Here is a 10314-nt window from a genome sequence, read left to right on the forward strand (position 1 = left end):
GAGTCAGTGAAAGGCGGCAACGCCGGTGATGGCTTGGCCGACGATGAGCGTGTGGATCTCGCCGGTGCCCTCGTAGGTCAGAACGGATTCGAGATTGGCCATGTGCCGCATCACCGGATACTCGAGGGTGATGCCGTTGGCGGCCAGGATGGTGCGCGCACTGCGTGCCACATCCAGGGCGCTCTGCACGTTGTGCAGTTTGCCGAAACTGACCTGCTGCGGGTGGAGCTGCCCGGCGTCCTTGAGTCGACCGAGGTGGAGAGCCAGCATGAGTGAGGTGTTGACCTGGGTGAGCATTTCGACGAGCTTGCGCTGCGTGAGCTGGAAACCGGCTATGGGCCGCCCGAACTGGGTCCGCGTGGTCGAGTAGTCGAGCGCCGCCTCGTAACAGGCCCGCGCCGCCCCGACAGCTCCCCAAACGATCCCGAACCGGGCCTCGGTCAAGCATGAGAGGGGAGCGCGCAGGCTCGTCGCCTCGGGGAGTGCGGCGGAGCTGGGGAGCCGGCAGTCCTTGAAGACCAACTCGGAGGTGGTTGATGCGCGAAGTGACATCTTGTGCTTGATGCCGCGGGCGGAGAAGCCGGGGGTGTGGCGGGGGACCACGAAGCCGCGGACACCGTCCGGGGTCTTCGCCCACACGACGGCCACATGCGCGATGCTGCCGTTGGTGATCCACATCTTGCTGCCGTTGAGCACCCATTGCCCGTCTTCGAAGCGCGCGGTGGTGCGCATCCCGGAGGGGTCGCTACCGGCATCGGGTTCGGTGAGCCCGAAGCATCCGATCGCTTTCCCTTCCGCCATCGCCGGTAGCCATGTCTGCTTCTGTTCCTCACTGCCATAACGCCAGATCGCGAACATCGCCAATGATCCCTGGACCGAGACGAAGCTCCGCAGTCCGCTGTCTCCGGCCTCGAGTTCCAGGCATGCGAGCCCGTAGGCCACCGCACTGGTTCCGGGGCAGTCGTAGCCCTGCAGGTGCATGCCCAACAATCCCAACCCGCCTGCGGCCCTGGGGAAATCCTCGGGAAGGTACGCATTGTCATACGCGTCCGGGAGCCGGCCGAGCAGGTCGCGGCGGACGAACCCGCGGACCGTATCGCGGATGAGCCGCTCCTCCTCGGACAGCGAAGAGTCGATGTTCAGGAAGTCGTAGGCGTTCAACGACGGGGGAGTGTTCTGCTTCAGGTCTGAGGTGGGTGCTGCGGTGGTGGTCATGAACTGCTCCTTCGTCATGCGGTTTCGCGTCGGGTTTCGAGTTCGTCGAGCCAGTCTCGGATGTCTGTGCTGTGTTCGCCGAGCTGCGGTGCCCGGGTTCGGTACGTGACCGGTGTGGCCGACAGACTGATGGGGTTGGCGACCTGGCGTCCGAGTCGAGTGTCGCCGTCGGCGGTGTTTGTGACGGGTTCGAGGCCGAGTTCGGTGGCGAGCTGGAATGCATCCGCGATGTTGTTGACCGCGCCGGCGGGCACCCCTTGTGCTGTCAGTGCTTTCGTCCAATGGTGCGCTGGGTGCGCCGCCAACGCCCGTTCGAGGCTGTCGCGTAGTGCCTGTCGATTCCGCACTCGCAGTTCGTTGGTGATGAACCGGTCGTCCTGAGCCAATTGAGAGGCACCTAGGGTGGAGCAGAGCTGGCTGAACTGTCGATCGGTGCCCACGGCAAGGACCAGGGCGCCGTCGCCGGTGGCATAGGTGTCGTAAGGGGCGATGCTGGGATGTCCGTTGCCGATGGCATGGGGAATCTTCTCCGCCAGAACGTATCCCGAGGACTGATTCGCCAGCGCGCTCAGTAGCGCCGACATGAGGTTTACCTCCACGCGCTGGCCCATTCCGGACCTTTCGCGTTCGTGGAGTGCGGACAATATTCCGACCGTGGCAAAGAGCCCGGCCAGCACGTCGACGAGAGCGACGCCGACCTTCGTCGGTGAGTTCTGATCGGGTCCTGTGATGCTCATCAGACCGCCGAGCGCCTGGACGAGGAGGTCGTAACCGGCGAGTTCGCGGCCGGCCCCGGGGCCGAACGCTGAGATGCTGCAGTACACCAATTCGGGGTTGGCCTGGCGGATGGTGGTTTCGTCCAATCCGAACCGCGCCATGGTACCGGGTCGGAAGTTCTCCACGAGCACATCTGCATGCTCGGCGAGGGTCCTGGCGACCTGGAGGTCGTCCGGGTCGCGGAGATCGAGCACGATGCTGCGTTTGTTCCGGTTGACGCCGAGGTAGTAGGTGCTCTGTTCGTCGACGAACGGGGGCCCCCAGGCGCGGGTGTCGTCCCCTTCGGGGCGTTCCACCTTGACGATCTCGGCGCCCAGGTCGCCGAGTGTCATCGTGCAGAACGGGCCCGCGAGGACTCGTGAGAAGTCCGCTACCAGCAGGCGAGAGAGCGGGGGGTTGGTCATGTGGTCTCCTTGGATCGGTCCGCACGCGCTCGCTGTCGGTGGTGACTTCGAGTGGTCATCGGTGACACCATTTGCCGCCCTCTCTTGTCGAGCAGGTTTCTGCTTGCCGACCGTGGTGCGTTGTCGAAGGCAGCGCCACGCCCCTTGCCGACGGTCTGACAGACCGAGGTCGCTGGTCCCGGGGCAGGGTGCGGTGGTGTTTGGAGATGCGGTGGGGTGCCTGGCTGCTGGGCCCCCCACCGCCGGATTTGCTAGACGGAGGAAGTCGTCGCGGTCTGCGTGGCCTTGGCCGGCGTTCCGGTCAACCAGATGTCGAGGGCCTGAGGTGCGACTTCGGCGGCGCGGCCTTCGAGCTGCTCGAGAGTCAGGCTGCTGATCGGGTGGGTGATCACGACGGGCTCGAGGTCCGCCATTCCACGCGCGTCTCGCTGCAGGCGGGCTTCGTGCTCGAACTCGGTGGTCACGATGACCGCCGTGGGCAGTCCGGCCTGTTCGAGACGAACGCCGTCGGTAACACACGCGGAGCAGCAGGAGCCGCAGTCGCCGATTGCGGTCAGCGCGATGTCGTTTTCAGCGGCAATCCGGTTGATTACTTCAGCACTTGCATCTGAGGAGAAGTGCTCCTTGTCGTAGTACTCGACGGAGGCGAACTTCACGCCCAATTGCTCGAGTGCCCGGACGGTGGCCCGCAGCAGTTTGGCAGCATTCCACTTCGTGTTGCTCAGCACTGCCAAACGAAGGCCATCTGCGCTGTTCGGCCGGGTTGCCAGGGGAGAGGCCTCCACCTCGACAACACCTCGGGGGTCGTAAATGCCATCGGTCATCGTTCTTTCCTCGCTGTTTTCAGATCTTGTGTGGTGGGCGAACGGGGAGCTACAAACGGCAGGAGCCGTCGGAGCATTCGAGGCCGCCGGGGTCGCCTGTCGGCACGGTGTCGTCGCTGATGGCTCGCAGCACCGGCGTGGTCGCGGTGCTCCATCCGGGCAGGAAGGCCGAGAATCGACCGGCCGCGCCGCCCGCGATGAACAGATGGATGTCGTCGGGGGTGAACACGATCGGCACCTGTCGGCCGGACTGGCGTGGATACCACTTCGGTAGGTTGCGGTTGTAGGTGGTTCCGCCGGGAGGGGCGTAGCGATTGCCGTAGCTGACCTTGTCCCAGTCGTTGGTTCCGTTGAGCCACAGGTATCGGCGGATGTCGTCGCGGGTCCATCCGAAGGATGCGATCGTGCGTGCGTGTTCGATGCCGAGGACGACGGTGCAGGAGCCGCCGAGCACGGCGTTGTTGTGGCCGATCGTGCTCATTGCCGAGGCGATGGAGTCCAAGATGCCCTGCGGGTCATCGGAGATGTGGTTGGTCACGCTGTGGGGGGCTTCGGCGCCGATGACGAGCACCGTGCTGTCTTCGGGGGCGTAGCCATGTTCGACATGGTAGGGAGCCCAGGGGCTGGCTTCTTCGTTCTCCGCGATGCAGAAGGTGTATTTGCCCGGATGGCCGAGGGTGCTCTTGTCGAGTTCGCCGGGGATGCCCCCGCCGACGCTGAGCATGATCAGTCGAACTGCCCGGCCGATGGTGGCGTTTGCCCGGTTGCCGGAGCCGAAGAGGTTTCCGCCGGAGTTCATGCCGATTTCGCGAGCGATCGGGCCGTTGACGACGATCAGCGGCGAGACGACGTGAGTGGTGGCCTGGATGCCGTTGAGGTTGAAGCGTGTGTCGGCCAGGGCGAGTACTGCGGCACGCACGACGGGTGCGTATTCCGGCTTGCAGCCGGCCATCACCATGTTGACTGCGAGGAGTTCGCGGGTCAGGCTGCCCCATCGCGGCGGGATTCGTGCCTCGAGGGTGTGGGGGTCGCCGCCGAGTGCCTCGACCACGGCAGCGACTCGCTCCGGGGTGGGGGGAACTACGGGCAGGCCGTCGCTCCACGGCTGGTTGAAGTAATGCTCGACCAGGTCGTTGTGGTCGATGCGAGGTTGTACGGCCGTCATTTCGGTTGTCCTCCTTGGTAGATCCGATTTACCTGGGCCAACCGTAAGTCCGCTACACCATCACAGTCCAAGACATGTTTGGTCACCTATTATATTCTGAGGATATGAATGATCCGGAGATGCGATTACTCCGCTATTTCGTCACGGTTGCCGAGGAACGACACTTCGGACGGGCAGCCGAGCGACTGCACATGGCGCAACCGCCGTTGAGTCAGCAGATCCGAAAGCTCGAGCACCAGCTGGGGGTCGAGCTGTTCGATCGTTCGCGGCGGCCGATTGAACTCACCGATGCCGGTCATGCCTTGTTCGAAGAGGCCCGCCTTTCACTCGTGCACGGGGAACGAGCCTTCGCAGCAGCACGTCGGGCCGCCACCGGGCAACTGGGGCATCTGCATATCGGTGCCTTGCAGGCCGCGGTAGACGGGGTGTTGTCGTACGTCATGCGTGCTCACCGCCGTGATTACCCCGATGTCAAACTCGAACTCGCGGAACTGGGTACAGCGGACCAAATCGTCCAGCTCACCGAACATCGACTCGACGTCGGATTCCTACGTGGGCCCGTGGACGAACCCACCCTTACCGTGGAGACGCTGATCGAAGACCCGCTCGCGGCGGTGGTGTGCGACGACGACCCTCTCGCTGACCGCGGAAGAATATCCCCCGGGATATTGGCCGATAAACCCATCATCCTGTGGACGCGGGCCGCAGCGCCGACCACCTTCGCCGATGTGGTCGAGCTGTTCCGGCAACACAAGATCCAGCCCCCGGTCGTCGAAGAATCTCCGCGCATTCAAACCATTCTGGCGCTTGTGGCCTCCGGTGCAGGGGTGGCATTGCTACCTACATCGTTCATCAATCTCAGCCGCCAGGGAGTCCGGTTCGTTCCACTCCATGACCCGCTCCCACACCGCCCGCTGTCCCTGGCCTGGCGCGCCGGCCAACAGTCGCCGCTCGTCGCAGGCTTCGTCGACGTCGCTCGCCGCACTGGACCGCAGTATCTGCAGGATCTGACGCTGCGACACCCCCAGCTCCGACCAGAATCGTGACCGAAGTCTTCGTCGGGGAGAGCGCCCGATGCAGGTCACACGATCGGTGTCCGATCGCATGCCGAACGGAGAGCGGAATAGGTGCATCGAAGTGATCAATGCACCTAGACTTGATGCATGACACACATTGATTGCGGGCGTTGCCTCCATGGAACTGCGTGATCTGGAGGCATTCTCCGCTGCCGCGCGGTTCGGGCACTTCGGACAAGCGGCCGAGAACAGATTCATGTCGCAATCGGCGCTGAGCCGTGCCATCGGACGTCTGGAAGACGAGCTGGGAGTTCCGCTGTTCGACCGCGTCGGACGGACCGTACGACTGAACCGGTACGGCGAGATCTTCCGGGCGCGTGTGGAGGAAGCCTTTAAAGCACTTGATACGGGCTGGTCGGAGATTACCGACGCCGTCGATCCGAATCGCGGGATCGTGACGATGGCGTTCATACCCACCATCGGACCGACACTGGTCCCTCGCCTGCTTCGAGAGTTCCGGCGGACTCATGCGAATGTGCGGTTCCAACTGTCACAGGGCGGGGCCGGGTCCGTGGTCGGGATGCTTCAGGACGGCTCGGTGGACCTCTGTCTGACAGCTCCCGACCCGCAAGTGCCTGGTGTGGAATGGGTACCACTCTGGAAGGAGCCGATGGTTCTGGCTGTTCCCGAAGACCATCAACTGGCATCCTCGGGCACTGTGCAACTGGCCGATCTCGCAGAAGTGCCAGTAGTTACACTGAAGCGCGGCTTCGGAATTCGTCAGATCACCGATGAGCTCTTCGAGAAAGTCGGCGTCACCCCGACGATCGTGTTCGAAGCTGCCGACGTGCCCACCGTCCGCGGCCTGGTGGCAGCCGGACTCGGGGTCGCCATCCTCCCTCCCTCTCCCGACACACATCAGGTCGGGTTGCCGGTAGAGATACCGATCAGCGACGTCGACGCCAGCCGCGTCGTCGGGGTCGCACGAGTCACCAGCCGCTACATGCCAGCCGCTGCGCACGCATTCCTCGAGCACGTCATTTCCATGGCAGAGACCCCGCGGAGCTGAAGCTCCACGGGGTCAGTCTTCAGCAATCAGCCCAGGCCGAGATGCGGAAGCCAGAGCACGACGCCGATAGCGATCAGGATGCAACCGACCAAGTCGAACACTGAGCCGGTACGAAGCATTCGCTTGATCGGAACGAAACCGGAGCCGTACACAATTGCGTTGGGAATCTGGGCGATCGGAAGCATGAATCCGAACGATCCGCCGAAGACGCTGGCAATAGCAGGAATTACCGGATTGATCCCGGCCGCCATCGCGATAGGAACGACGATGGGCACGACGATTGCCACAGCCGCGGTATTGCTCGTCGTCTCGGACAGCAAGATCGCCATCGCGACAGCGAACAGAGTAATCACGAACAGGCTCGGAAAGCCCAGATTCTGGCTGAGGGTCTCGCCGACGAGATCTGCGAGACCGGTCGAGGACAACAGACCGCCGAGCACGATGCCCGCGCCGACCAGGACAATCACCCCCCAGTCGATCCGCACCGCCTGTTCCCAGTTCAAAACCCTGGCACCGGATTTGCTCCCGGGCAGAACGAACAGCAGAGTCGCCGCGATCACTGCCACCGCGCCGTCGTCTAGGTGGCCGGCAACGAAAGTCGCGACTGAGGAGTCGACACCAAACGTTAGCGAGACAACGCTCGGGGTCAACCATGCCGCACACACCAGGCAGAAGGCGAACAGCGTGCTGCGCTCACCTGTTGAAAGTCGGCCGAGTTGAGCACGCTCCTGACGCAGGTAGTCGAGATCGGGCAGCGCGCGACATTCCGGGCGGTTCATCGAGATGATGACCACGCACAAGATAACGAACATGATGGCGACGATGGGGGCTGTTGCCGCCGTCCACTGCAAGAAGCCGATGGAGGTGCCCGTGAGCTTTTCTATGTAACCGATGCCGACGAGGTTGGCTGGGCTTCCGATGGGCGTCAACAGGCCGCCGACCGCCGCTGCATACGCGATCATCAGCATGAGAGCGGTCGCGAAGCGGGTCTGCTTGGGCTCGGTTGAATCGGTATTCCCGGGGGCCATGATGGGGTTGAGCGTGCGGATCAGGCCCAGCCCGATCGGCAGCAGCATTGTCGCCGTTGCCGAGTTCGATACGAATGCGGAGATCACCAAGGCGATAGCCCCGAAGGCCACGATCACGCGGTAGGACGACTTCGCGACCCCGGGCAGGGTAAGTACACGCAGCGCGAACCGGGCGTCGAGGCCATGCACGTTGATCGCCTTGGCGAAAAGGAAACCTCCGATCAGCAGAAAGATGACCGAGGAGGAAAACGAGGAGAAGACGAGATCACTTCCGTTGCCGCCGTCTGGGCTGTCCGCGATTCCGAGTGTTGCAGCGAGTCCGATCGCGAGGAGTGACGTCACCGCGAGCGGAAGTGCCTCGGTGATCCAAAAGGCCACGGCCAGAATCAAGATGGCGGCCAGCCGTTGTTGCGGTCCACTCAACCCCGTTGGGATGACAAGCAGGGCGACGAACCCCAGGCTGCCGATAAGGAGTCCGATGGCTTGTGTCCTTGTACGGCTCCGCGGACGCTCCTGGTCCACGGTAGGACGAACCTCGCTTCTCGATGCGTTCGGTACTCGAGTCGGCACTGTCATTTGGGCCTCCGCTGGACGGCATCCGACGTCATACGTGCGGGTGGGATGCCGAATCGTTCGTGAGTGCTTATGTGGGTTAGATCACGTTAAGCACTGGCAATCATTGCGGTCCAGTGAACGGTTTGCCTATAACTCATGCGTGTGACGCATATAGACGTCTACATGATGTCGGACAGCCCCGGCGGCGCATCGGCACGGACGTAGGGAGAAGCCCTCGGTTCCTGTGGGGTCGAGGCCTTCCCTGGCTCTGGTCTCTGCGGTTAGCTTCAGACTTCTTGGCGTGGAACGTTTCAGGCGGACCAAATTGGTACCGGCTGGGAGCTGTACGAATTGGCGGTAAGTGCGCTGCATCACGGTCGGCGCTCGTGCGGACGATCCGTGTGCGCTCCGGAGTACGTCTAGCTGTGTCGGATGGGGACAGGCCACCGGCGTCCTCCGGCTGTTTGGCGGCTCAGTGCAGTCGTAGTGACTCGCGTTCGTCTGCGCCCGCTGTACCCGCGGTCGATATAGATACGCGACCGCGTACTAGCTGCCGAACACGGATGGCGGTTCAGTGGCTACACCGCGCTTCCTCATGGTCAGTGGGAAGTGTGCGTTTTACGGTAGCGGGTGTGGAACTTCGTCACCTCATAGGTTTTGTTGCCGTCGCTGAAGAATTGAATTTCGGACGGGCGGCGGCGCGATTACACATGTCGCAGCCGCCACTGAGTCAACAGATTCGCGCACTCGAACGCGACTTGGGTGTGGTGTTGTTTGAGCGGACCACCCGCACGGTACAGCTCACAGCTGCCGGGGCGGCGTTTCTGGGGCCGGCGAAGGAAGTACTGGGCGCGGCGGGGGTTGCCCGTAAGGCGGCACTGGCTGCGGGCAGGGGGGAGGTTGGCCGGGTCTCGTTGGGTTTCGCTGGAGCGAGTAGTGCGGTGACGCTGCCACTTCTGACCCGGGCCGTGGGGTCCGAGCTACCGGTGGTCCTGACACCGGATCAGGCGACGGTCAAAGCAGTGGGTGGGCGGTAATGGCGGGGTCGGTGACCGTCCGCGGCAGATCGTCGAGATCGCTGACCGCATCCTCGAGGGCGATGCAGTCGCCGAAGGACAATCCGGCTGCCGCCAGTAGGGCTGCGTACAGTCGATCCAGCATGGTTCCTCAGTTCGTCTTCGTCGTTGGATGGGCCGCGCGCCGGGCACCGCAGGATCGCTGCGACGTCGAGAAGCACTGTCGGGTAAGGGAATCTTCAGTCAAATCGTACTGGCCCGGAGCACGCGCTGGGCTCCGTGCCGGTACTGATGAGGGTGACGTGGCGTGTCGCTTTCGCAGTGCCGGGAAGTGTTCTTGCCGGCGCGACGACGCATGACCGCGGCGCCGATCCCTTCCATGGGCGGGATTGTCGTTGCCAGCGCCCGTGCCAGCCTCACGGCCTCGGGCAGTACTTCATGTGGATGAACGATCCTGTCGATCATTCCGCAACGCAGTGCCGTTTCCGGCTCGAGCCCGTCGCGAAGGAACACCGCCCTGGCCTGGCGTCGGCCGCCGAGTGCCCCCGAGTCGGGATCGCAGTCCGCATATCGTCGCATTTCCCGGGACCCCAGAGAGGCGTGAGAACTGACGATGGCTGCGTCGCACGCCAAGATGAGATCGAGGCCTCCACCGGAGGCAGAGCCGTTGGCGGCTGCAATCAGCGGTGTGTCTATGTCATGTCGGACGAAGCCTGCGAACCCCCATTCCGGGTGTCCGGGTGCGTCGATGCTGTACCCGGCAGTCAGTGCGGCCAGATCCGCACCAGCACAGAAGGTATCTCCTGCACCTGTGATGATGCCGACCCGAAGGTAGGGAGAGGAGGCCAGTGTTTCCATGGCCGCGCCGACCGCGGCGGAGACGTCCGAGTCGACGACGTTGCGGACCTCGGGACGATTGAGCGTTATCACTGCGAGCGGACCGTGCCGCTCCAGGAACGCCGGACCACGAACGGCGTGGCAGAACGGCAACCGGCCGGTGTGGTCGTCGCGCAGGCACGGTGCGTCACCTGCTCGGTCGCGAGGTCTCAGGTGAAATAGCCGATGTCGGACACTGTTTCGATCCCCTTCGATTTGCGTGTGATCCATGACACTATGCGCGGGGAGTGTGCGCTGAAATATTCCGCCGGGCGGTTGCGTCCACGATGATGGTGTACGAGCCGGATCTCGTACCAATGACCGGCGTGTCGTAACCGGACGAGAGACGGTCACCGCGTGATTCTTCGA

General features: G+C 63.4%; 10 protein-coding genes. 3 read left to right on the forward strand and 7 right to left on the reverse strand.

What is annotated here, in order from left to right; translation table 11 throughout:
• Nucleotides 1-3: 3 nt before the first annotated feature.
• From ACFVJ3_RS45680 to ACFVJ3_RS45695, 4 genes are all read right to left on the reverse strand, one after another.
• Nucleotides 4-1215, reverse strand: coding sequence for an acyl-CoA dehydrogenase family protein (locus ACFVJ3_RS45680; protein ID WP_378458360.1), 1212 nt, complete (start codon nucleotides 1213-1215; stop codon nucleotides 4-6).
• A 14-nt stretch (nucleotides 1216-1229) separates the two neighbouring features.
• The gene (locus ACFVJ3_RS45685; protein ID WP_378458361.1) at nucleotides 1230-2396 is read right to left on the reverse strand and encodes a CaiB/BaiF CoA transferase family protein; all 1167 of its coding nucleotides are present in this window, start codon (nucleotides 2394-2396) and stop codon (nucleotides 1230-1232) included.
• A 251-nt stretch (nucleotides 2397-2647) separates the two neighbouring features.
• On the reverse strand, nucleotides 2648-3220 hold the full coding sequence (locus ACFVJ3_RS45690; protein WP_378458362.1) for a UGSC family (seleno)protein: 573 nt from the start codon (nucleotides 3218-3220) through the stop codon (nucleotides 2648-2650).
• Nucleotides 3221-3269: 49 nt separating this feature from the next.
• Nucleotides 3270-4385 (reverse strand): hypothetical protein, encoded by a 1116-nt coding sequence (locus ACFVJ3_RS45695; protein ID WP_378458363.1) that lies wholly within the window; start codon nucleotides 4383-4385, stop codon nucleotides 3270-3272.
• A 104-nt stretch (nucleotides 4386-4489) separates the two neighbouring features.
• On the opposite strand from ACFVJ3_RS45695, the gene ACFVJ3_RS45700 reads away from it, so the two are divergent.
• Nucleotides 4490-5431, forward strand: a complete 942-nt coding sequence (locus ACFVJ3_RS45700) for a LysR family transcriptional regulator (RefSeq protein ID WP_378458364.1) — start codon at nucleotides 4490-4492, stop codon at nucleotides 5429-5431.
• 148 nt (nucleotides 5432-5579) lie between these two features.
• Complete coding sequence (locus ACFVJ3_RS45705) at nucleotides 5580-6470, forward strand: LysR family transcriptional regulator (RefSeq protein ID WP_378458365.1); 891 nt, start codon at nucleotides 5580-5582, stop codon at nucleotides 6468-6470.
• A 26-nt stretch (nucleotides 6471-6496) separates the two neighbouring features.
• On the opposite strand, the gene ACFVJ3_RS45710 is transcribed toward ACFVJ3_RS45705, so the two are convergent.
• A complete protein-coding gene (locus tag ACFVJ3_RS45710; protein ID WP_378458366.1) occupies nucleotides 6497-8020 on the reverse strand; it encodes an SLC13 family permease in 1524 nt (507 codons plus the stop codon).
• Between the two features lie 596 nt (nucleotides 8021-8616).
• On the opposite strand from ACFVJ3_RS45710, the gene ACFVJ3_RS45715 reads away from it, so the two are divergent.
• Nucleotides 8617-9090 carry a LysR family transcriptional regulator gene (locus ACFVJ3_RS45715; RefSeq protein WP_378458367.1) on the forward strand — a complete coding sequence of 158 codons (474 nt, stop codon included), beginning with the start codon at nucleotides 8617-8619 and terminating at the stop codon, nucleotides 9088-9090.
• Here the strand turns inward: ACFVJ3_RS45715 and ACFVJ3_RS45720 are convergent.
• Both ACFVJ3_RS45720 and ACFVJ3_RS45725 read right to left on the reverse strand, forming a co-directional pair.
• Nucleotides 9068-9214, reverse strand: coding sequence for a hypothetical protein (locus ACFVJ3_RS45720; protein WP_378458368.1), 147 nt, complete (start codon nucleotides 9212-9214; stop codon nucleotides 9068-9070). The genes ACFVJ3_RS45715 and ACFVJ3_RS45720 overlap by 23 nt on opposite strands.
• Nucleotides 9215-9312: 98 nt before the next feature.
• On the reverse strand, nucleotides 9313-9999 hold the full coding sequence (locus tag ACFVJ3_RS45725) for an enoyl-CoA hydratase/isomerase family protein (RefSeq protein ID WP_378458369.1): 687 nt from the start codon (nucleotides 9997-9999) through the stop codon (nucleotides 9313-9315).
• Between the last annotated feature and the right edge of the window lie 315 nt (nucleotides 10000-10314).

Source organism: Rhodococcus sp. NPDC127593 (assembly GCF_042671975.1).
Classification (GTDB): Bacteria; Actinomycetota; Actinomycetes; order Mycobacteriales; family Mycobacteriaceae; genus Rhodococcus_F.

Coding starts and splice junctions, on each gene's coding strand:
- ACFVJ3_RS45680 (WP_378458360.1), bottom strand. CDS start 1,215: ATGACCACCACCGCAGCACCCACCTCAGACCTGAAGCAGAACACTCCC.
- ACFVJ3_RS45685 (WP_378458361.1), bottom strand. CDS start 2,396: ATGACCAACCCCCCGCTCTCTCGCCTGCTGGTAGCGGACTTCTCACGA.
- ACFVJ3_RS45690 (WP_378458362.1), bottom strand. CDS start 3,220: ATGACCGATGGCATTTACGACCCCCGAGGTGTTGTCGAGGTGGAGGCC.
- ACFVJ3_RS45695 (WP_378458363.1), bottom strand. CDS start 4,385: ATGACGGCCGTACAACCTCGCATCGACCACAACGACCTGGTCGAGCAT.
- ACFVJ3_RS45700 (WP_378458364.1), top strand. CDS start 4,490: ATGAATGATCCGGAGATGCGATTACTCCGCTATTTCGTCACGGTTGCC.
- ACFVJ3_RS45705 (WP_378458365.1), top strand. CDS start 5,580: ATGGAACTGCGTGATCTGGAGGCATTCTCCGCTGCCGCGCGGTTCGGG.
- ACFVJ3_RS45715 (WP_378458367.1), top strand. CDS start 8,617: ATGGCGGTTCAGTGGCTACACCGCGCTTCCTCATGGTCAGTGGGAAGT.
- ACFVJ3_RS45720 (WP_378458368.1), bottom strand. CDS start 9,214: ATGCTGGATCGACTGTACGCAGCCCTACTGGCGGCAGCCGGATTGTCC.